This is a genomic window from Aeromicrobium changchenzhani (genome assembly GCF_057586615.1).
Window position 1 is genome coordinate 3285470 of the sequence record NZ_CM172480.1, and the last position, 21969, is coordinate 3307438.

The 21969-nt window shown below is 61.4% G+C and carries 21 protein-coding genes and 1 riboswitch; of the genes, 11 read left to right on the forward strand and 10 right to left on the reverse strand.

Features of this window, described 5'->3' with window-relative positions:
- The first annotated feature begins 83 nt into the window (after positions 1–83).
- The 4 genes from AC2YB9_RS16585 (at position 84) to AC2YB9_RS16600 (ending at position 4957) form a co-directional block, all read left to right on the forward strand.
- On the forward strand, positions 84–2450 hold the full coding sequence (locus tag AC2YB9_RS16585; protein ID WP_487266466.1) for a molybdopterin cofactor-binding domain-containing protein: 2367 nt from the start codon (positions 84–86) through the stop codon (positions 2448–2450).
- A gap of 10 nt (positions 2451–2460) precedes the next feature.
- The gene (locus AC2YB9_RS16590; RefSeq protein WP_487266467.1) at positions 2461–2937 is read left to right on the forward strand and encodes a (2Fe-2S)-binding protein; all 477 of its coding nucleotides are present in this window, start codon (positions 2461–2463) and stop codon (positions 2935–2937) included.
- 19 nt (positions 2938–2956) lie between these two features.
- The gene (locus tag AC2YB9_RS16595; protein ID WP_487266468.1) at positions 2957–3592 is read left to right on the forward strand and encodes a DUF2461 domain-containing protein; all 636 of its coding nucleotides are present in this window, start codon (positions 2957–2959) and stop codon (positions 3590–3592) included.
- 150 nt (positions 3593–3742) lie between these two features.
- Positions 3743–4957, forward strand: coding sequence for an SGNH/GDSL hydrolase family protein (locus AC2YB9_RS16600; RefSeq protein ID WP_487266469.1), 1215 nt, complete (start codon positions 3743–3745; stop codon positions 4955–4957).
- Here AC2YB9_RS16600 and AC2YB9_RS16605 read toward each other — a convergent pair whose 3' ends face one another.
- From AC2YB9_RS16605 to AC2YB9_RS16635, 7 genes are read right to left on the reverse strand one after another with little or no spacing between them, the layout of a single operon-like run.
- Positions 4958–6220: an HNH endonuclease signature motif containing protein gene (locus AC2YB9_RS16605; protein WP_487266470.1), complete on the reverse strand. Its 1263-nt coding sequence runs from the start codon at positions 6218–6220 to the stop codon at positions 4958–4960.
- 38 nt (positions 6221–6258) lie between these two features.
- Positions 6259–7038: a precorrin-6A synthase (deacetylating) gene (gene cobF / locus AC2YB9_RS16610; protein WP_487266471.1), complete on the reverse strand. Its 780-nt coding sequence runs from the start codon at positions 7036–7038 to the stop codon at positions 6259–6261.
- Positions 7035–10655: a cobaltochelatase subunit CobN gene (cobN, locus tag AC2YB9_RS16615; protein WP_487266472.1), complete on the reverse strand. Its 3621-nt coding sequence runs from the start codon at positions 10653–10655 to the stop codon at positions 7035–7037. The genes cobF and cobN overlap by 4 nt, the downstream gene beginning before the upstream one ends.
- Positions 10652–11173, reverse strand: coding sequence for a (2Fe-2S) ferredoxin domain-containing protein (locus AC2YB9_RS16620; protein WP_487266473.1), 522 nt, complete (start codon positions 11171–11173; stop codon positions 10652–10654). The genes cobN and AC2YB9_RS16620 overlap by 4 nt, the downstream gene beginning before the upstream one ends.
- Positions 11170–11955, reverse strand: a complete 786-nt coding sequence (locus AC2YB9_RS16625) for an ABC transporter ATP-binding protein (RefSeq protein WP_487266474.1) — start codon at positions 11953–11955, stop codon at positions 11170–11172. The genes AC2YB9_RS16620 and AC2YB9_RS16625 overlap by 4 nt, the downstream gene beginning before the upstream one ends.
- Positions 11952–13022 carry a FecCD family ABC transporter permease gene (locus AC2YB9_RS16630; RefSeq protein ID WP_487266475.1) on the reverse strand — a complete coding sequence of 357 codons (1071 nt, stop codon included), beginning with the start codon at positions 13020–13022 and terminating at the stop codon, positions 11952–11954. The genes AC2YB9_RS16625 and AC2YB9_RS16630 overlap by 4 nt, the downstream gene beginning before the upstream one ends.
- Before the next feature lie 49 nt (positions 13023–13071).
- Complete coding sequence (locus AC2YB9_RS16635; protein WP_487266476.1) at positions 13072–14067, reverse strand: ABC transporter substrate-binding protein; 996 nt, start codon at positions 14065–14067, stop codon at positions 13072–13074.
- A 20-nt stretch (positions 14068–14087) separates the two neighbouring features.
- Positions 14088–14278, reverse strand: a riboswitch (cobalamin riboswitch).
- A gap of 58 nt (positions 14279–14336) precedes the next feature.
- Here AC2YB9_RS16635 and AC2YB9_RS16640 point away from each other — a divergent pair.
- From AC2YB9_RS16640 to AC2YB9_RS16655, 4 genes are read left to right on the forward strand one after another with little or no spacing between them, the layout of a single operon-like run.
- Complete coding sequence (locus tag AC2YB9_RS16640; RefSeq protein WP_487266477.1) at positions 14337–15212, forward strand: nitrite reductase; 876 nt, start codon at positions 14337–14339, stop codon at positions 15210–15212.
- The gene (locus tag AC2YB9_RS16645) at positions 15209–15874 is read left to right on the forward strand and encodes a precorrin-8X methylmutase (RefSeq protein ID WP_487266478.1); all 666 of its coding nucleotides are present in this window, start codon (positions 15209–15211) and stop codon (positions 15872–15874) included. Before AC2YB9_RS16640 ends, AC2YB9_RS16645 begins: the two co-directional genes overlap by 4 nt.
- On the forward strand, positions 15871–17358 hold the full coding sequence (gene cobJ / locus AC2YB9_RS16650; RefSeq protein ID WP_487266479.1) for a precorrin-3B C(17)-methyltransferase: 1488 nt from the start codon (positions 15871–15873) through the stop codon (positions 17356–17358). Before AC2YB9_RS16645 ends, cobJ begins: the two co-directional genes overlap by 4 nt.
- Entirely contained in the window at positions 17355–17693 is a 339-nt protein-coding gene (locus AC2YB9_RS16655; RefSeq protein ID WP_487266480.1) for an ASCH domain-containing protein, read from the forward strand. Before cobJ ends, AC2YB9_RS16655 begins: the two co-directional genes overlap by 4 nt.
- Positions 17694–17705: 12 nt before the next feature.
- Here the strand turns inward: AC2YB9_RS16655 and AC2YB9_RS16660 are convergent, their stop codons facing one another.
- Positions 17706–18968 carry an HNH endonuclease signature motif containing protein gene (locus AC2YB9_RS16660; protein WP_487266481.1) on the reverse strand — a complete coding sequence of 421 codons (1263 nt, stop codon included), beginning with the start codon at positions 18966–18968 and terminating at the stop codon, positions 17706–17708.
- A 90-nt stretch (positions 18969–19058) separates the two neighbouring features.
- Here AC2YB9_RS16660 and AC2YB9_RS16665 point away from each other — a divergent pair, with 90 nt between their 5' ends.
- Complete coding sequence (locus AC2YB9_RS16665; protein WP_487266482.1) at positions 19059–19562, forward strand: mycothiol transferase; 504 nt, start codon at positions 19059–19061, stop codon at positions 19560–19562.
- A gap of 36 nt (positions 19563–19598) precedes the next feature.
- Entirely contained in the window at positions 19599–20246 is a 648-nt protein-coding gene (locus AC2YB9_RS16670) for a hypothetical protein (protein ID WP_487266483.1), read from the forward strand.
- On the opposite strand, the gene AC2YB9_RS16675 is transcribed toward AC2YB9_RS16670, so the two are convergent.
- Both AC2YB9_RS16675 and AC2YB9_RS16680 read right to left on the reverse strand, forming a co-directional pair.
- Positions 20243–20875 carry a VTT domain-containing protein gene (locus AC2YB9_RS16675; RefSeq protein ID WP_487266484.1) on the reverse strand — a complete coding sequence of 211 codons (633 nt, stop codon included), beginning with the start codon at positions 20873–20875 and terminating at the stop codon, positions 20243–20245. The genes AC2YB9_RS16670 and AC2YB9_RS16675 overlap by 4 nt on opposite strands.
- Entirely contained in the window at positions 20875–21690 is an 816-nt protein-coding gene (locus tag AC2YB9_RS16680; protein ID WP_487266485.1) for a COG4705 family protein, read from the reverse strand. Before AC2YB9_RS16680 ends, AC2YB9_RS16675 begins: the two co-directional genes overlap by 1 nt.
- 65 nt (positions 21691–21755) lie before the next feature.
- On the opposite strand from AC2YB9_RS16680, the gene AC2YB9_RS16685 reads away from it, so the two are divergent.
- Positions 21756–21947, forward strand: a complete 192-nt coding sequence (locus AC2YB9_RS16685; RefSeq protein ID WP_487266486.1) for a hypothetical protein — start codon at positions 21756–21758, stop codon at positions 21945–21947.
- The last annotated feature ends 22 nt before the right edge of the window (positions 21948–21969 follow it).

The following is a 21969-nucleotide window of genomic DNA, read 5'->3' on the forward strand; positions in this document are numbered from 1 at the left end:
GTGGTTATGGGTGGGAGTGACCCAGTGACCCGAAGTAAACCGGCGGGAGACGGTTTCGGGCTGGCACCGATGAGAGGATCACCATGGCACGAACCCCAGAAAAATCCGACTCCGCGACCCCTATGGCCAACCCGGCCACGCCCGAAACGGCAGACGGCACTGACCGCCGTCACTTCCTTGGCTACCTTGTCGCCGCCCCGACCCTGGCGGTCGCCGCCCAATTCGGCGGCGCTGTGTTCGACCCGGCCGCAGCCGCCATTCCGTCACTTCCACAGCCCGCTGATTTATTCGATCTCAACGACCTGTTGACCGCCGCCACGTTGCCGACATCTGGGCTGATCAAGATCGTGATCAATAAGGACGGCAGCGCCTCATTCGCGATGCCCCGCCTGGAGATGGGCCAAGGCATCGCGACGTCGAGCGCCATGATCATTGCCGAGGAGCTAGACCTGCCGCTGGACAAGGTGCACGTCACGCTTGCCGATGCACGACCCGAACTCATCTTTAATCAGTTCACCGCCGGCTCCAACACCACGATCTCTACTTACACTCCGTTCCGGGTTGCCGCGGCGCTCGCCCGCAAGCAACTCCTCGGCGCCGCTTCAATTGTCCTCGGAGACGCCGTCACCGAACTGACCGCCAAGGCAGGCATGATCATCTCCGCCAGCGGCGGCAGGGCGTCTTACGGTTCGCTTGCTGAGAAGGCAGCCGTCACCAAGACAAGCCGCGCATCGGTGACGCTCAAACAACGGGCGAAGTTCTCGATCATCGGGACGCCGCAAAGCCGCACCGATGCGCTCGAAGTCGTCACGGGCCGCAAGAAATATGCGATGGACATCGATGTGCCCAACGCGCTGCCCACCATGATTTGTCGCGCACCCACAATTAACGGCAAGGTCAAGTCCGTCCAGAATGCCGCCGCAGTCACCGCGATGCCCGGCATCACCGATGTCGTGACGATCGATACCGGGGTCGCCGTACGCGGTGCGACCTTTGGGCAATGCATCGATGCGATACGTGCGCTCAAAGTCGACTGGGGTCCCGGGACCGTGGACAACGAGTCCGACGCGACCGTGCTGAAAAAGCTCCGCGCCTCCCAGCTTCCGCTCGTCGTCCCGAAGTTGCCCATACTTGCCAAGAGCATCGAATCGGAGTTTGTCTTCCACTGGAAGAGCAACAGTGCGCTCGAGCCGCAAACCGCGATCGCCGACGTACGCAAGGACCGTGCCGAAATCTGGTCAGCGATGCAGTCGCCGATCCTCGCTCAAGAACGCATTGCCGCGAAGCTGAAGATGCCAATCAACAAGGTCACGGCGCACGTCGTCCAGGCTGGCGGCGCCTTCGGCCGGCGGATGTTCGCCAATGCCCCCATTGAGGCGGCCGAAATCTCGCAGAAGATCGGCAAGCCAGTCAAACTGATGTGGCACCGTACCGATGAGTTTAGGTTTGGGCGGGTACATCCGATCTGCACGTCGCGCATCCGGGCAAGCTACTTACTTGGCAATGTTCTGGCCTTCGAACAACGTCATACCGGTGTCTCGACCGACTACACCCAGGGCTTCGGCGAAGCGATCACCGGCGGTTTGGCGCAATTGCCCGCTCAAAACTTCATCCAATATTCGACGACGATCTTTGAGACGACCGTCAACGTCCCCTACAACTTCGGCGTTGTGACCCAACTGCTCAACGAGACCGAGGCATTCGATACCTACCACACCGGCAGCGCCCGTAACCTCTTCAATCCCGACGTCGTGACCGCGGTCGAACTGATGGTCGACCAGCTCGCCGCGAAGCTTGGCAAGGATCCCTACAAGTTCCGCCGCGAGTTCCTCAAGGACAAGCGGGCCGTGGCGGTCCTCGATGCGGTCGCCAAAGCCGGCAACTGGGGCAAGAAGATGCCCAAGAACACTGCGCAGGGCGTTGCATTGCATTCAGAATACAAGGGCGTCAATGCGGCGCTCGTCGAAGTGGATGCGCGCCCTGAGACGATCAATCGACCGATTCGCGACGGCGTGACCGGGCCCCGCGTCACGAAAGTAATTCTCGCGATCGACATCGGTCTAGCGATCAATCCACGTGGTCTCGCCGCCCAGATGGAGGGCGGTATCACCGACGCGATCGGCCAAATATTCACCGAGAGCCTGCACCTCAAGGACGGGCACTTCCTCGAAGGCAGTTGGGACGAGTACTTCTACACCCGCGAGTGGAACACGCCGCCGGAGGTTCAGATCATCGTTATGCCGCCCACGACAGGTAAGCCCGGCGGCGCTGGTGAGTTCGGCGTGGCCACGGCCAAGGCCGCGGTCGCCACCGCCTATGCCAGGGCGGTGGGCAAGATGCCGACCAGCTTCCCGATCAATCATTACGATGCGCTCGAGTTCGGCGAGCCGCTTCCGACCGTCCCATCCATACCGCAGTCGCCCACTGACGGCCTGAAATACCAGTACTGAGGAGCATGACGTGCCAAAACACACTTTCACACTGAATGGCGAAAAAACTACCGTCGACGTCGCCAATGGCGTACGGCTCCTCTGGGTGCTCCGCGACGTCCTTGGCGTCACCGGCCCGAAGTATGGTTGCGGACTCAACGTTTGCAAGGCGTGTACGAGCCACATCAACGGCAAGGCATTCAATCCCTGTGCCGTGCCGATTGAGCAGATCAAAGCCACCGACGAAATCACCACAATCGAGGGCTTGCCCGACACGGTGAACAAGGACCTGCATCCGATGCAGGAGGCCTGGATCGAACGCGATGTGGCCCAGTGCGGCTACTGCCAGCCGGGCCAGATCATGGCCGCGGTGGCGCTGGTCAGGAAGGTTCAGGCCGAGAAGCGCGAAATCACCGACGATGACCTTGACGGAATTCGCAACATTTGCCGATGCGGGACCTATACCCGCATCCGTGACGCCATCAAGGTCGGCGCCAAAAAGATGTGAGCCCGGCTAATCTCAGACCATGGTCACATTCGAAGGATTTCCTGAAGCCGCACTGGATTTCTACGACGACCTCGAATTGGACAACACCAAGGCATTCTGGGCCGAGCACCGTGGCACCTATGACAGCGCAGTGGCCGCGCCGATGCGAGCACTGACCGCTGACCTCGCTGATGAGTTCGGCGATGCAAAGACTTTTCGTCCCTACCGCGATGTCCGCTTCGCCAAGGACAAAACGCCCTACAAAACCCATCAGGGCGCCTTCATTGCGCGCGGACCAGCAACCGGCTTCTATCTGCAGGTTGGCGCACCGGGGGTACGCGTCGGAGTTGGCTTTTACGCCGCGGATGCACTGCGGCTGGCAACAATCCGCGAAGCAATCGTCGATCCAGCGCACGGTGCACAACTCCAACAGATCATCGACGACCTCCGTGGCAAAGGCTGGACGCTCGGCGGCGATCAACTCAAGACGGCGCCGCGCGGCTACTCGGTTGACCATCCGCGGATTGAGTTGCTTCGACACAAGTCGATGACGCTCGGTAAGGACTACGGCTTCGAGCCGATAATTCATACCGCTGAACTGGTTGAGCGCATTCGCGCCGATTGGCGCGAGGCAACGCCATTCGTCGAATGGGTTCTCGCCCACGCCAAATCCTGACGAAGCACCGATCGGGTTGCTGGCGCTACCCGCCAGCGGCCTAGTTCTCCTAAAGACACAGCGCAGCCCTTCCCATTTGTGCGCTGGGTCACTACGTTCGATGGGGGCCCATGCGGGCCGCCGGGTCTCAGTTCGTCAAGGAGTACATGTATGCCACTCGCCAACCGTGCACGAACTCTCATCGGGGCCGTCGGTCTCGCGTTCATCGGAGCTACCCTCGTCGCGACGCCGGCGCAGGCCGAAGGGCCCGGCGCAGGATCGCCTTGGGTCGTGTCGGTTGGCGACTCTTACATCTCCGGAGAGGCCGGTCGTTGGGCCGGCGCGTCCAACAGCAACTCCGCTTCAGCCGACGCCCTCGGCAGCACGGCATATTTTGACAATTCAGCCAATAATGCCGAGACGATCAACCGCTGCCATCGCAGCAAGAGTGCTGAGATCAGCATCGGCGATGCCAACAGCTTGAACCTGGCCTGCTCGGGTGCCAAGGCCGCGACCTATACCGACGGCAGCTATTTCAAGCCCGGTCTCGACTTCTACGACAACGGCGCCGGCAAGCAAGGCCAGGCGAAGATGCTGCAAACCTTCGCAGCAAGCCACAACGTTAAAATGGTCACCGTCTCGATCGGCGGCAACGACTTCAACTTTGCCAAGATCATCCAGTCGTGTGTGACCGACTGGCTGACCTCGCCGACGTGGAACAAGGATTATTGCAACGACGACCGGAGCGTCAAAGCGAACTTCACCAGCGCCAACGTTGCTGCGGTGAAAGCCAGAATCGCCAATGCCTACGCCAACGTCCGCACAGCGATGCGCAATGCCGGCTATGCCGACACTTCATGGACGATGTTGGTCCAGAACTACCCATCGCCGATCCCCAACAGCAGCAGTTTTCGATACAGCGAGAGCGGCTATTCTCGGCAAAACGTCGGCGGCTGTGGATTCTGGAACAACGACGCCAACTGGGCCAACTCGACTGCATTGCCCACGATCAACAACGCAGTGACCGGCGCGATCAGTCAGGCCGGCGTCTCGAACGCCAAGACCCTCAACCTGGCGTCGGCGTTCAATGGTCGTCGTCTGTGCGAGAGCGGTGTCGGCCTGTATGAAGAGGTCGGCCTGACCTCGTGGACGCAGCCAAGTGCGGTCGACCGGACCGAGTGGGTCAATCAGATCCGTACGGTGACGACTGCCGGCAGCAGTCCCTACTACATCCAGGAGTCGCTGCACCCGAACTATTGGGGACAGCTCGCGGTCCGCAACTGCGTACGCCAGGCCTACAACGGCGGTGTGCCCAAGAACGGTACGTGCACACGCAGCGGCAATGGCAAGAATGCCAAGGGCGAACCGAATATGGTCAATCAGTAGTTAGGCAGCGTGGCGCTGCGCGATGATGGAGTTGGCGAAATCGATCTCTAATGCCGATTCTCCGCCAATTCGTCGCATAATCGTGGAGTCCGAACCCCCTGAGCGAACGGTCTTGCCCGCCGGCAGATGCCATTGATGACCATCCGGTCCGATCGTCGTATCGACGATGCCGAAGGTCTTGAATCGATGGTGCCGCCGGCACAAATTGCGCAAATTAGCTGCCGCTGTCGGCCCGCGTGGTGAAGGTATGACGTGGTCGGCGTCGCAATTGGCCGCTGCCACATTGCAGGTCGGGAAGGCACACGTGCCATCGCGTAGGTCGAGTGCAACATGCAGCTTCGCGGACGGAAAGCGGCCGATTTCGGTGACATCGAGAATGTGGCCGAGTCGATCGGTCAACAAACGATAAAACAGGGTGCCTGGTTCTGCCGCCAATTCACGAACCATGCCCGCAGGCAACACGAATCGCTGATCGAACGACTCGCCGGGAGTGTCATCGAGGCCGGCCAATGTGGTGATCGGCACCGTCACCCCAATGACTGCACCACCATGGGTCCGGCCGGTCGCCGATCCGGCCAGATCAACCCGCCCTAACAGAATGTCGGCGAACAGATCCGCCCGGCGCTGGCCAAGAGCACAGTCGTCGGCTGGCGTTTGTTTAGCTAGGCCGGTCAGCAAGGAGTCGATTCGCACCGCATCGGAGGTGTGGATCAATGCGTGCAGCCACGTCATGCCGTCTTCGTCTGGATCGAGGTAGACGCTGCGCCGCTCAAACGCCGAAGCAACCCGATCCCTATCCGGCCCGTTGTGAGCAACGAATCGTTTAAGCCAAGACTTGAGCTGCGCCACCGTATGGCTCGCGGCATAGCCAATGACCCGGTAGTCGAGCTCAATAATCGGATGATTGCCGTCCAGTTTGTCGGCCGCTTCAGCGATCAGCCGGATCCGAATCTGATCGACCAGACCATCGGCCCAGGCGGCCCAGGTCAGTGGGAGAAGTCCGCGTACGCGCCGCGCCTCGGCAACACGACGCTGCACCGTCATAGTCGGCTGCCGCAACACCAACGAGAGTTCATCAGCCGCAAAAGAAGCCTCCAGCTCACCGATCCTTGGATCGAGCGCTAGTTCGGATTCGCGACGCCGAAGATCGCAGAAGTCGAGCGCACGCCGGGCAATCTTCGACTCAATCCGCGCACGCTCAACCTCGAGCGCGGCGATCTCATCAAGAATCACCGCGCCACGGTCGTCGAGAACTGCTTCCATAACTCAAATCTAGCCGTACCCACTGACAGCCAAAATTCTTACAAATTGACGCGCCGAAGCAGATAGATGTCCATGATCCAGCCGGCTGCCGCTTTTGCGGCAGCGCGCGCATCGATGATCTGAGCAGCGACATCGCTAAGCCGGCCCGAGACCAACGCCTCGTTTCGGGTCCCAAGGTTCGTGCCCCACCAGATGTCCCAGTCGCCGTCCAGATCGGTGGCGACGAAGCTCGAGTTGAGCATCACCACGAGGTTGTCGTGGCCGGCCGCGACCGCTTCCACCAGCCGCCGTCCGGTGGTGACCGTGAACGGTTCGCCGATGCCGTTCAGCACAATTTTGTGCCGCGCGGCCAGCACCTGCAGACTCGAAATACCGGGGATAACGTCATAGTCGAATTCGACGTTTCCGCGCGCATGAATGCGCTCGACGATACGGATGTTCGAGTCGTAGAACGCAGGATCGCCCCAGACCAAGAACCCGGCATCACCAAGATTGTCGAGCAGCGCCTGTTCGTAGGCCACCGCCCGAGCTTCGTGCCAGTCAGCGACGGCCTGGTCATATGCCTGTTGATCGGTCGATGAAACCGAACGATCACGTTCGGGATCGCGGACCGCGATGATGCGCCAGCTGCCGTCGATGTGCTGTCGGCAGATCTCTTCACGGGCGCGCACGAGACCGTCGGGGTCTTCCCCGCCAAGTGCGTTGCCCTTGTCCGGGACGATGAAATAGTCGACCTCGTTGAGCGCGCGCGCCGCTTCGGCAGTGACCTGATCGGGATGGCCCGCACCAATCCCGATGATCCGCACCTTACGCGTCATTGGCGGTCCTCCAGGTCACCCTCGATGTCGAGGTAGACCTGTTGCATCTGTGCCAACACCTCCGCATCGGGCTCTTCCCAGAGCTCGCGATCTGCCGCCTCGTTGAGCCGTTCGATGATGCCGCGCAGCGCCCACGGGTTGGCCCGCCGCATGAATTCTTGGTTGTCCTCATCAAGCACATACGTCTTGGCCAGGGTGTCGTACATCCAGTCCTCGACGACACCGGTCGTGGCGTCATAGCCGAACAGGAAGTCGACCGTCGCGGCAAGTTCGAAGGCGCCCTTGTAGCCGTGTCGCTGCATCGCGCTGATCCAGCGCGGGTTCACGACTCGGGCACGAAAGACTCGCGCTGTTTCCTCGGCGAGCGACCGCGTGCGCACCGCATCGGGCGTTGTTGAGTCGCCGATATATGCCCGCGGCGCTGCTCCGCTCAATGCCCGTACGGTTGCCACCATCCCACCATGGAACTGGAAGTAGTCGCCCGAATCGGCGATGTCGTGCTCGCGTGTGTCGGTGTTCTTCGCCGCAACAGCGATTCGCGTGTAGTTGGCACGCATGTCCTCAGCAGCTGGAACACCATCGAGATTCCGGCCGTAAGCGAAGCCGCTCCAAGCGCTGTAGACCTCGGCCAGATCCTTGTCATCGCGCCAACTGCCCGACTCAATCAATTGCATGATGCCCGCGCCATAGGCGCCAGGCTTCGAGCCGAAAATTCGGGTCGTCGCACGACGGGCGTCACCGTGCTCAGCTAGATCACGTTGCGCGTGCGCACGCACATAATTCTGCTCGTCGGTCTCCTCGAGTTCGGCCACCATACGAATCGCATCATCGAGGATGGCGATGACGTGCGGGAACGCATCGCGGAAGAAGCCCGAGATACGGACTGTCACGTCAATACGGGGACGACCGAGTTCCTCCAGCGATACGACTGACATGCCATTCACCCGGCGCGAGGCCGGATCCCATTCGAGTTGGACGCCAATCAGTGCAAGGACCTCGGCGATATCATCGCCGGATGTTCGCATTGCCGACGTGCCCCATACCGATAGACCGACCGACTTGGGATATTCGCCGGTCTCGGCGAGATAGCGCTCGATCAGCGACTCGGCCATCCGCCGACCGGTTTCGTAGGCGAGTTTCGAGGGCACTGCCTTGGGATCAACGGTGTAGAAATTGCGGCCCGTCGGCAGGACATTGACGAGTCCGCGCAGTGGCGAACCCGACGGGCCGGCCGGAATGAAGCCGCCGGCCAAAGCATGCAAGACAGCAGTAAGTTCGTCCGTAGTTTGAGCAAGGCGCGGGACGACCTGCTCGGCCGCGAATTCAAGCACCCGTATGACAGTGGGGTCGTCATGCAACGTTGCTGCCGCCGCGACGTTCCAGTCGGCAGCTTCCATCGCGATGATGAGCGCACGAGCCTGCTCCTCGATCGCATCGACGGCAGCGGTCGACTCCGTGTCCTCCTTGAGTCCGAGCGCGGCGCGCAAGCCGGGAAGTGAGTTCGTGTCACCGCCCCAGATTTGGGTCGCGCGCAGGATCGACAACACCAGATTGACCCGAACCTCGCCCTCGGGTGCTTGACCAAGAATGTGCAAGCCATCACGAATCTGCGCATCTTTGATCTCGCACAACCAACCGTCGATGTGGAGCACGAAGTCGTCAAACTCCTCTTCATCGGGTGCATCGTCTAGGCCGAGATCGCGGTGCATTTCGGCGGCCTTCAACAGCGTCCAGATCTCTGCCCTGATCATCGGCAGTTTGGCCGGATCCATTGCGGCGATATTGGCGTACTCGTCCAATAACTGTTCAAGTTTGGCAATGTCGCCGTAGGACTCCGCCCGTGCCATCGGCGGAATCAGGTGATCAATGATGGTGGCGTGGGCGCGGCGCTTGGCCTGTGCGCCTTCGCCCGGGTCGTTGATCAAGAAGGGATAGATCAGCGGCATGCTGCCGATCGCGGCATCCGTCGCGCAGGCCGCCGACAAACCCGCGGTCTTACCCGGTAGCCATTCCATCGAACCATGTTTGCCCAGATGTACGACCGCATGAGCGCCGAAGCCGCCATCGTCGACGGTATTTTCCAGCCAGCGGTAGGCCGCCAGATAGTGGTGCGACGGCGGCATGTCCGGATCGTGATAGATCGCGACGGGATTCTCGCCGAACCCACGCGGCGGCTGGATCATAATCACGATGTTGCCGGCTTGAAGGGTCGCGAGCACGATCTCGTCAGCATCGTTGACGAAGAGTTTGCCTGGCGCCTCGCCCCACGTTTCGGCCATCGCACCGGTGAGTTCGGCCGGGAGATGTTCGATCCACGTCTTGTAGGACTCGGCCGGGACGCGAACTGTGCTGTCAGTCAGCTGAGCCGAAGTCAGCCATTCCTCGTCCTGGCCACCGGCGGCGATAAGGGCGTGGATCAGAGCATTGCCCGATGTTGTGTCGGGCTCCTCGCCCTCGATTGGTGGCAACGGATCCAATCCCGGGATGAGTCCGGGCTCGCCAACGTCGTAGCCGGCGTCGCGCATTCCGCGGAGCAGCCGAATCGCCGAGACTGGGGTGTCGAGGCCGACGGCGTTGCCGATGCGACTGTGTTTGGTCGGGTAGGCCGATAGCATGACCGCGACTTTGCGATCGGCCGGCGCGACGTGACGCAACCGGGCATGGGCGACGGCGATGCCAGCGACCCGCGCACAGCGTTCGGGATCAGCAACATAATGCGGCAGCCCGTCCTTGTCGATCTCTTTGAACGAGAACGGGGCGGTGATGATGCGGCCGTCGAATTCGGGGATCGCAACTTGATTGGCCGAGTCGAGCGGCGACATTCCGTCATCAGACTGAAGCCATGCGTCACGTCCCCAGGTCAGACACAATCCCTGCAGGACCGGGATGTCCAGCGCCTTCATACGTTCGACGTCCCAGGCTTCGTCATCGCCACCCGCGCTGACGGTGCCGGGCTTCGTACCGCCGGCGGCGAGCACCGTAACGATCAGAGCATCCAGCGTGCCGAGCGCGGCATAGAGGTCATCGGGAGCAGAGCGTAGTGACGCCGAGAAGATCGGAACGCCAACTGCCTGCCCGGTGGCATCGATCGAGTCGGCGAGGTCGTGGACGAACTGGTTGTTGCCACTGCTTTCGTGGGCGCGATAAAAGAGGATGCCCACGCGTGGTAGGTCCCCCGCGGTCGCGCCGCGAGTTGAATAGCCCCATTCAGGGAGCGACTTGGGCGGCTCGAAACCTTCGCCGGTGAGCAGGATCGTGTCAGAGAGAAAGGCATGCAGCTGCGCGATGTTGGCTGGTCCACCTTCGGCGAGGTAGCGATGCGCCTCGGCCGCAACTCCGATCGGGACGGTGGATTGTTCCATCAACTCGGCACTTGGCGTCTGCTCGCCGCCGAGTACGACCATCGGCTTACCGGTCGCACGGATGCGTTCAAACCCGCCACACAGATCGTCGACGGTGCCCAAGATCCGAGCCACAATGATGTCGGCAGCCTCGAGCGCATCGCTCATTGCTTGATGCGGCGGCCGGCTCGGATTGGCCAGCAGGTAGTCAGCCCCCGAAGCCCGTGCCGACAGCAAATCGGTGTCGGAGGTGGAAAGCAAAGCAATTGTGGTCATGATGTTCCTTCGGGGTTGTACGTTTCGAAATCCGGGCGTTTGGGTGTGCGCGGCAACAGGTGAGCTTCGACCGGGCGCCCGCCAATCAGGTGTTCGCTGACGATCGCGGCAGCTGCAGCCGCGTCGACCAGTCCGTACCAAGCGTCATCGGGATGCACCGTGACGATCGGCGCAGGATTGCAAGGGAATTGACACCCGGTCTGGGTCACCAGAACGTCGGTGTCGGTCAGCCCCGCCGCCGTGAGAGTAGTGGCGAGCGCTGCGGCGGTTGCATCAGCACCCTGCGCACTACAGCGGGGGCCACGACATACGAAAACCTGATGCCGATAGCCCGGCACATCTTCCCAGCCCGGCGAACAAAGCGGCGCTTCCTGACCGGTCACTTCGCTGCGAAGGGACGGATCGCCCAGTTGGAGGAAAGCCACCGACGTGGCACTGCGACGGGCCGCCAGCTCTATGAGCATTTTCTTATCGCTGGCGTCACGGACCGACATACCGACCAAGATCACCGCAGTCATACACGATCCCGATGCGGAGTGACGTCACTCCAAGTGACGTGAGGTCGCGCCACGTGCGGATGCTCCTGCACAGATCCGTCCACCTGATAAACGGCAGCAAGAAGGCTGCGATTCAAGACCTGGTCAACGGTTCCGTAGGCCACTGTGTTGCCCTGATCGAGCACAATCAGGCGATCGCAGAACGCCGCGGCGAGTTCCAAGTCATGCAGCGCAGCGATAGTGGTAATGCCAAAGCCCTTGACGGCTTTTAGCAAATCGATCTGATGGCCAAGATCGAGATGATTGGTCGGCTCGTCCAGCAACAGGAGCGATGGTTGTTGAGCCATCGCGCGCGCCAAATGCGTACGTTGACGCTCGCCGCCCGATAGCGTCGGCCAGACTTGATCGGCCAAATGGGAGATTCGACTTGCCGCCATTGCCTCGGCAACGATCGACGCATCATCGCACTGCGCTCCTGGCCACCGCCCGCGGTGCGGCGTGCGGCCCAATTCGACAACTTGGCGAACCGTGAGATCAAGACCGGTGTCGGCCTGTTGCTCAACGAACGCGATCTTGCGTGCCCGATCGCGACCACTCAGGCGATGCAGATCGACGTCGTCAATCAGCACTTGGCCATGGCTCGGCCGGTGAATTCCGGCCAGCACATTGAGTAGCGTGGATTTGCCCGAGCCATTCGGTCCGAGCAATCCCAGGAACATTCCCGGTTCAACACTTAGGGAAATGTGCTCGATGATCGTTCGCGACGGCGCACGCCACGCCACATCTTTGGCAGTGAGTTTCATGAGCCGCTCGCTTTCCGCCGCAACAGCCAACCGAACAGCGGCGCACCCACTGCCGCGGTCACCACGCCAACCGGAATTTCCTGACCGCTGACCAAGGAGCGTGCAGCGGTGTCGGCCCAGACCAGCATGACCGCCCCAAGCAGCGCACTCAGTGGGAGCAACGTGTGGTGTCGCGGACCGAACAGCATCCGCACCATGTGCGGGACGATCAAACCGACAAAGCCAATCGCACCGGTGTACGCAACAAGACTTGAGGTAAGGAATGCGGTGCCGATCAGCAGCACCCACCGGACCGTATTGACGTTGACGCCCAAGGTTCGCGCCGCCGTCTCACCGAAGGCAAATGCATCCAGACTCGACGCGAACATCATGATCACGATGATCGACACTGCGGTCGCCAGCAGGAGGAATATGGCCGACCCCCAGCGCAATCCCGCCAACGAGCCGAGCGTCCAGCTCAACACTTCGCGCGCAGCATCACGATTGCCGCTGAAGATGACCAAAAAAGCGGTGTAGGCGGCGCACACTTGACCGACCGCAACTCCGGCAAGGATGGTCCGCGCCGGAGGTAGGTCACCTGATCGTCCTGCGGCAAGCGCCAGGACCGCAATCAGCGCCAGAATCGCGCCCGCGAACGCGAACGCAGTGATCGCGGCCGACCCGATCAGAGTTCCGAATGACACGCCGAGGACGATCACGCTAACGGCACCGACCGTCGCGCCACCGCTGATCCCCAACAGATAAGGATCTGCCAGGTCGTTGCGCGTCAACGATTGAAGTACCGCGCCAGCAATCGCGAGTCCGGCGCCCGTCGCTGCTGCACCAATCACCCGCGGCATCCGCAACTGCCACACAATCTGGTCATCAAGCAGCGTCACGTCGAAACTGCCCAATTGCAATCTTCGAGCCACCACCTCGGCGACCGTGTGCAACGGCATCGACACCGAGCCGAAGGTCAACGCAATCCCGATCGTGGCGATCAGCAGAATCGACAAGACTATGGCCGCCAATGCCGCCTGCGGCAACGTGGAACGGCTGCGGCTGCGGCTGGCTATCGCATTGAACATCAGCCCACGTCGAGATTCCCGAGGACGTACTTACCGCTGATCGTGCGTCTCATTTGCCCTTCTCCAGCGCCGCCATCTGATCGGCGACCGTGATGGCACCGTCCACAAGCCGCACCCCCGGGGTGGTCTCGGAGAACGGGATCTCGACATATGCCTTGGCCTTGACCGCCCGCAGTTGACTCAACACCGGGTCCTTGGCCAGGTAGGTCTGCTTGGCCGCAACGGTCGACCAGTTGGCGTCAGCGAACACGATGACATCGGGATCAGCCTTGATGACCTTCTCCCAGCTGACATCGGCCCAGCCGCCGCTGAGCTTCGCAAAGACGTTCTCGGCACCCACCGCGTCGAGGATCAACTGCGGTCCGCCCTCACCTGCGCCGGCGAATGCTGCCTTGTCACCCGAGTCGAACCAGAAAACCCGCAGGCCTTTGCCATCAGCAGACGCCTTTAGCTGTGCCAATGTCTTCTTCTGGTCGGTTTCGATCGCAGTTGCGCGCTTCGAGACACCAAAGATGTCGGCCACGGCATGAACCTCAGCCCATACCGAATCAAATGAAGCATCGGCATTCGGATGATCTTTGCCGCAACCGAATGGCGATATATAGGTCGCAACGCCACTTTTGGCCAGTTCTGCTTGGGTTCCAACCGCCTTGGCATCGAAGGCGCTCCCGTACGACGCGTACGCAAAGTCTGGTTTGGCAGCAAGGAACGATTCGTGGTCGGGGTATTCCTTAGCCAACACCTTGACCGAATCGTAAGCCTTCTTCCACTTCGCCGGCACGGCGTCGTCGAGATAAGCGGTCCCCGCTAGTTGGCTCTCGACACCGAGCGCCAGCGCGACCTCAGTTGCGCCTTGATTCAGTGTCACCGCGCGTTTGGGTTTGGTATCAACCGCGGAGGTATGGTCGCAACTCTTGGCTTGTACAGGATAGTTGTCGCCACTCACAGCGGCTTTTTCGGCAGCAGGTGCGCCCGCGCAAGCGGTGAGCACCAACCCTCCCGCGATGGCGACAAGGACAATCTTTGGCAGGGGTCGTCTGCGCATTTTTACTCCAAACCCTCGTGGAAATATGACGCGCCTTGGCCGGTCTCCTGACTCACGCATCAACATCGTGCGGCTGACCTTCCCAGACTGCTGTCCAGTGGTCCCCATGACGTGAATCATGGGCATGAGTCGCACGACTCAGCGCTTACAGTGGCGAGGGCCGCGTCGGATTTTCACCGACTTCCCGAGCACCAGGGCACCCGCAACGTAGCAGAGCGGACCGGTCAACTGCCAGCCCGGCCCACCGTGCGATGTGGCACGATGAGCCGGTGACGCGCACGTATGTCGACCGCTGCCCAGGTGTTCTCCGGCCGTGGATCGCCGAGGATGGGGCCCTCATCCGGCTTCGGCTCATCGGCGGCGCGCTGCCGGTTAAGGCGCTGTGTGCGCTGGCCGAAGTTTCGGCTGTTTGGGCCGACGGAAACATCCTGATGACCAAACGCGCCAACTTGCAGTTGCGCGGAATCGAGCACGTCGATGGGTGCCTACCCGCCGAGTTCATCGCCGCAATTTCAGCGACCGGACTGTTGCCGGTTCCCTCGCACGAGTTGGTCCGCAACATCATGATTTCGCCGCTTACCGGGCGCTCCGAGGGCCGCCTCGATGTTCGGCCGATCGCCGATGAACTCGACGCGTTGTTATGCGCCGACCCTGTCTTCGCAGGTTTGGCCGGTCGTTTCCTGTTCGTGCTCGATGACGGGCGCGGTGATCTCGTCGATCGGCAACTCGACCTCGGCCTCATGGCGGTCGACAGCGATACGGTCCAATTGCGGATCGGCTCACACATCTGGGGTCCGATCGTGCCGCCATCCGATGCGGCTGAACTGCTGCTGGACAGCGCGGGCCGGTTTCTTTCGATTCATGGCGATGGTGACACCGCGTTGTGGCACATCGATGAGTTGCCCGCCCAGGGTGCCGAACTCCTCAACCACCGGCACGCCCGCCACTTACGCACCCAGGTCACCTCGTTGCCTCTGCCGTACGGCAGGATCAGCCAGGCTGACGGCCTCGTGGCTCGCCATCTCGAGGTACCTGACGGTGTTCTGACTCCCGCTTTCGTCGATGAGGTGGCCGAACTCGCGAGTCCTGAGGTAATCGTCACTCCCTGGCGCAGCGTCATTGTTCCCGATTTGGAGTCCGCATGAAACTCGAACGACCGAACCGTCATTTCGACTACATCGATGACGGCCCGGCCATTTACGTCGACTCATTTGCGACGATTCGGGCCGAGTCGGATTTGTCGCAGATACCGGCTGCGGCCGAGAAGATCGCGGTCCGCATGATCCACGCCACCGGTCAGACCGACCTGGCGAAGGATCTGATCATTCATCCGGGTCTCGTCGCCGCAGCTCGTGCGGCATTGGCCGCTGGTGCTCCGATTCTGACCGACGCCAATATGGTTGCTTCCGGTGTGACTCGTGCACGCCTCCCCAAAGACAACGACGTGTTGTGCTTCCTGCGTGCTCCTCGGGTGCCGGCACTCGCTGCCGAATGGGGCACAACCCGATCGGCGGCTGCGGCCTCGCTCTGGACCGACCATCTCGAAGGTTCGGTTGTGGCGATCGGCAATGCCCCTACCGCGCTGTTCCACCTGCTGGAGATGCTGCTCGATGGCGCACCTCGACCGGCAGCAATCATCGGTGTGCCAGTCGGCTTCATCGGTGCGGCCGAGTCCAAAGAAGCGCTCATCAATTTGCATATCGATCACCCCGAGCTGGATATTCCGTTCTTGGCCGTGCGTGGTCGACGCGGCGGCTCGGCGATGGCCGCCTCGGCGCTCAACGCGATCGCGCAGGAGAAGGAATGACCGGCAAATTGTACGGCGCCGGGCTCGGTCCCGGCGATCCCGAACTCATCACCATCAAAGCAGCTCGGTTGATCGCGGCGGCCGATGTCATCGCCTATCACTCAGGCGTCGGTAAGAGCTCTATCGCGCGAAGGATCGCAGCGCATCTGTTTCCCGCCAACGTTGTCGAGGAAGATCTGCGCTATCCGGTCACGACCGGAATGACCGACCATCCGGGTGGCTACGCCGGGGCGATGGCTGACTTCTATGAGGAATGCGCGGCGCGACTAGCCATACATCTTGAGGCTGACCGAACCGTTGTGATTATCGCCGAGGGCGACCCGTTGTTCTATGGCTCGTACATGTACATGCATGACCGGCTCTCATCACGATTCCACACCGAAGTCATACCTGGGGTCACCTCGATCGCGGCCGCTACGGCAGCAGTCGCCTCCCCGCTGGTGCGCCAGACCGATGTGCTCACGATCCTGCCCGGCACGCTGCCCGAGCCCGAGCTGGCGCGGCGACTGGCTGACACCGATGGCGCGATCATCATGAAACTCGGCCGGACGTTCCCCACCGTTTATGCCGCTCTGACCCAGGCTGGCCGGCTCGACGATGCGTTGTACGTTGAGCGCGCCTCGATGGCCGAGGAACGCTGGCTGCCGGTCCGCGATGTCGATCCGACCTCAGTACCGTACTTCTCCATCATCGTCGTACCCACCCGCACCGTCGACCATGAGCCTGCCGAGCAGCCAACTGCCAGCGGTGCCGCCGCTGAACTCCTCGTTGTCGGCCTCGGCCCCGGTCCAGACCGATGGCTGACGCCCGAGGTCAGCGACGCACTCGCCACGGTTGACCATGTGATCGGCTACGCCCCGTACGTCAACCGGGTTCCGCAGCGAGTTGGCCTCGAACGTCATGCGAGTGGCAACACGGTTGAGATCGACCGCGCACGCCATGCCCTGGAGTTGGCCAAGGCTGGTGAAAGGGTTGCTGTCGTTTCCGGCGGCGACGCCGGGGTCTTCGGCATGGCCGCCGCAATATTCGAAGCTGCTGAGGATCTGGAATTCGCCGAGGTCCCAATCCGCGTTCTGCCCGGTATGACGGCAGTACAAGCGGTTGCGGCACGGGCGGGCGCTCCGCTCGGCGGCGATTTCGCCGTGATGAGCTTGTCGGACCGGCTGAAACCATGGGCATTGATCGAGAAGCGGCTCCGCGCGGTGTCCGAGGCCGACCTCGTGCTCGGCATCTACAATCCGGCATCGCGATCACGCAGCACTCAGGTCGCCGAAACACAGGCAATCCTGCTTGAGCATCGTTCACCGGAGACCGTCGTGATCATCGGCCGTGATGTCGGCCGCGAAGACGAGTCGCTCACTGTCACGACGTTGGCTGAACTCGATGCACCGTCAATCGATATGAAATGCCTGTTGATCATCGGTGCCAGCGGCACAAGAGTGACCGCGGCGGGTCTGACCTGGACTCCGCGATCGACGGCATGAACGGCCCGCCAGAATTGCCGATCGCAGAGTTTGCCTTCCCCGGGCCATTGCGTGACCGATTAGTCGCCGCGATTCTCGAAGGCGCCAAAACCACAACGTCCTCGACCCTGATCGAGACAACCAACGTCCGCATCACCCGGCTTGCCGACGTTGATGAGGAACATGCCTTTGGCGAGGGCGAGGGCTACGCATCGGTCGATGAATGGCACTCCGGCCATGAACGCTTCTGGCACGGCGACGAGATGCGCGACTATCTTCAGGACCCAGATTTCGGGGTCGATGATGAGACCCAGATTGTTCTCGAGCAATTTAAGCTTGTGGAGATTCTGGGCTAACCGAAGCAGCATTCAGGCAGCGTGGCGCTGCGCGATGATGGAGTTGGCGAAATCGATCTCTAATGCCGATTCTCCGCCAATTCGTCGCATAATCGTGGAGTCCGAACCCCCTGAGCGGACGGTCTTGCCCGCCGGCAGATGCCATTGATGACCATCCGGTCCGATCGTCGTATCGACGATGCCGAAGGTCTTGAATCGATGGTGCCGCCGGCACAAATTGCGCAAATTAGCTGCCGCTGTCGGCCCGCGTGGTGAAGGTATGACGTGGTCGGCGTCGCAATTGGCCGCTGCCACATTGCAGGTCGGGAAGGCACACGTCCCATCGCGTAGGTCGAGTGCAACATGCAGCTTCGCGGACGGAAAGCGGCCGATTTCGGTGACATCGAGAATGTGGCCGAGTCGATCGGTCAACAAACGATAAAACAGGGTGCCTGGTTCTGCCGCCAATTCACGAACCATGCCCGCAGGCAACACGAATCGCTGATCGAACGACTCGCCGGGAGTGTCATCGAGGCCAGCCAATGTGGTGACCGGCACCGTCACCCCAATGACTGCACCACCATGGGTCCGGCCGGTCGCCGATCCGGCCAGATCAACCCGCCCTAACAGAATGTCGGCGAACAGATCCGCCCGGCGCTGGCCAAGAGCACAGTCGTCGGCTGGCGTTTGTTTAGCTAGGCCGGTCAGCAAGGAGTCGATTCGCACCGCATCGGAGGTGTGGATCAATGCGTGCAGCCACGTCATGCCGTCTTCGTCTGGATCGAGGTAGACGCTGCGCCGCTCAAACGCCGAAGCAACCCGATCCCTATCCGGCCCGTTGTGAGCAACGAATCGTTTAAGCCAAGACTTGAGCTGCGCCACCGTATGGCTCGCGGCATAGCCAATGACCCGGTAGTCGAGCTCAATAATCGGATGATTGCCGTCCAGTTTGTCGGCCGCTTCAGCGATCAGCCGGATCCGAATCTGATCGACCAGACCATCGGCCCAGGCGGCCCAGGTCAGTGGGAGAAGTCCGCGTACGCGCCGCGCCTCGGCAACACGACGCTGCACCGTCATAGTCGGCTGCCGCAACACCAACGAGAGTTCATCAGCCGCAAAAGAAGCCTCCAGCTCACCGATCCTTGGATCGAGCGCAAACTCAGATTCGCGACGACGAAGGTCACAGAAGTCGAGCGCACGCCGGGCAATCTTCGACTCAATCCGCGCACGCTCAACCTCGAGCGCGGCGATCTCATCAAGAATCACCGCGCCACGGTCGTCGAGAACTGCTTCCATAACTCAAATCTAGCCGTACCCACTGACAGCCAAGATCGGCGCGAACAGGCCAGCATTCGAAACCTTTGACCGACCGCGCATGATGGAATCATGACTCAAATCAATGCGTTGCTGACCGATGCTTTCGACCGAATCAAGCAACTGGTCCATTCGACCGTCGACGGCCTATCCGAACAGCAGTTGACCGCGCGTGTTGGGCCAGACGCCAACACAATCGGCTGGCTCGTGTGGCACCTCGCGCGGGTTCAGGACGACCACATCGCTGCTGCCGCGGACCTTGACCAGGTGTGGACCTCTGCCGGGTTCTATGAGGACTTCGGACTCCCATTCGACCCCGCCGCCCACGGTTTTGGACACTCCAGCGAGGACGTCGCCGCGGTCAAGGACATCACGGCCGATCAGCTGATCAGCTATTATGACGCCGCTCACGCCCAAACCCTGGCGTATGTCGCCGGGCTGAACGATAGCGATCTTGAGCGAATCGTCGACACCAACTGGGACCCGCCGGTCACACTGGCCGCCCGGTTGATCAGCGTGCTGAGCGATGACCTCCAGCACATCGGGCAGGCGGCATACGTCAAAGGACTGGTTTAGCCAACGCGCCGCGTACGACGCTGTGATACTCACTGGATGACCGACGAACGCGTGCCCACTTGGCCCGAACTGATAACCCTCATGTGTTTCGGCGAGGAGGAGCCCTTCGTCGGCATCCTTGAACTCGACCCAAAATACGACGAGGATCGCGCGGGCAAGTTGCGGGTCCTCAAGCGGGGGCCGTACGTATGGGTCGAACAACTGGACGGCACGCCGGTCGGCATCAGACGGCCGAACTGCTCTTGGACTTTCGGGTCTGACCCGGCCGCACCCTTGTTCATCGAGAACGAGGACGAGAGTGTGATTTTCGCAAATTCACCCGGCTACGACTATTTGGTTGGCCGACCGACTCTCGACCGCTGGGAAGGCGATGACTTCAGCAAACCGACTGCGCCTGCCGTCAGGACGACATGGCTCGGCCGCGAAGCCTGGGAGATCGAGCTTGCCCCGCCATCCCACAAGCCCTCGCCTTTGCTCGTGACGATCGATGCACAGAACGGCATGACGCTACGTGAGCGGAGTTTGAAGTACGGACCGCTCGGCCAGTACGTCGACGCGAACGACGACCAGTCACAGCGGTGGTCCGATGGCACTTGGGACTGGTGTCTCGGCGTCGACGACGACGTCAGCCCTGAGCGGTTCGAGCAGATCCGCACCGAGATCGCCAGAACGAGCGAACGCTAGCCGATCTTTCTGAGCAGCGGCTCGACCCGCGTATGCCGCTCGCGAAATACGGCAACAACTGCCGGTATCAGCGACAGCAGAACAACACCGATAACGATGATTTCAACGTGCGCCGCGATGATCGGTATGCCGCCAAGGAAGTAGCCGGCAAGCACAATGCCACCTGCCCAGAGCAGCCCGCCGACGATGTTGTAGGTCACGAAGCGGCGGTATTTCATCCGGCCAACCCCTGCCGTGACCGGCACAAACGTACGGACGACCGGAATGAAGCGGCCGAGGATGACCGCCTTCGGGCCGAAGCGCGCGTAAAAGGCATTGGCTCGGGCGGCATGGGTCGGCGCGAAAAGACGCGACTCCTCCCGTGCGAAGATCTTCGGGCCAAAGCGGCGGCCGAGAAGATAGCCGACCTGATCACCGGTCACGGCGGCGATGAACACGCCAACCGCGACCAGCCAGATCGGCAGGTGCAGGACGCCGGTGGCTACGAGCGCGCCGGCGATGAAGAGCAGCGAGTCGCCTGGCAAGAAGAAGCCCACCAGGAGTCCCGTCTCGGCAAACACAACGCCCATGACTAGCAGCAGCGCAGCGGGACCGAGTGCATACATCAGCGGTGTCAGGGTGGCGAGCATTAGGAATGCACAGCCGCGCGCTCAGGATTGGCGGGAATCGCCACGCTGCGGCGATCCATCTTGGTGAACCAGACGACGCAACCGACGATCACGGCAAGGAAGATGGCACTCGTCCCGTTGGTGCCGAGTCCTAGCCCGCCGTCATGACGTGTGGCCGTGAGGAAGTCGCCCATCGACGCACCGAACGGGCGGGTCACGATGTACGCGAGCCAGAAGGCGAGCACCGCATTGAGCTTGAAACGGTAGTGCGCGATCGTGATGAGCGCGATGACGCCGGCGAACACCGCCGCTGAGGGCAGATAGCCGAAGGCGAGCTTTTCCGCGATCAGGTCGCCCGCTGACGTACCCAGCGCAAAGGTGAACAGGATCGCGAGCCAATAGAATGCTTCGCGCTTGCGCGTCATGATGGTGTGGATCGACAGGGTCCGTTCGGTGCGATACCAGGCGAAAAATGAGGCGGCGAGACATGTGGTGAAGACCCCGGTCGTCACCCACAGACTCACGCCGAGGTTATCGACGAGATTGTCGGAGAACAACGTGCCGACGACACTAATGAGAACGACAGCAAGCCAATAAATCAAAGGGATGTAACGGCGGACCGAGAACTGCGCGATAAGGACGACTGCCAAGCCCAGGCTCATCACCGCGGTCGTCGCTGGCAGCCCTAATCCGAGGTTGCCGGAGAGAAAATCGGCGGCCGTTTCACCGACCGTGGTGGACAGAATTTTGACGACCCAGAACAGGATCGTGACTTCGGGGACCTTGTTGAGGAGCGTTCGCGTCCACGTGGTCTCGGGTAAATGAGTATTGGTCATAGTGCCACTGTCGGGGACTGAACCTGCATACGACCTGACTGCAAATCGTGTACTACGGTATGGCGATGGACAGTGGCGGGAGTCCCGAGCCGGTTCGCTATCGGCGCACGCTATTGCAGGTGCCCATCCTGTCTGCGTGCGTGATCATCGCAGCGCTGTGGTTAATGGTCGCGTTCGGGCAACCCTTGCAACGCGCCGATGCGGCGAGCTGGTGCGGGACCGCGCTCGCAATAGTCATCGCCGCCGTGCTTAGCTGAGTTTTGCTGCAATCAGCAGACC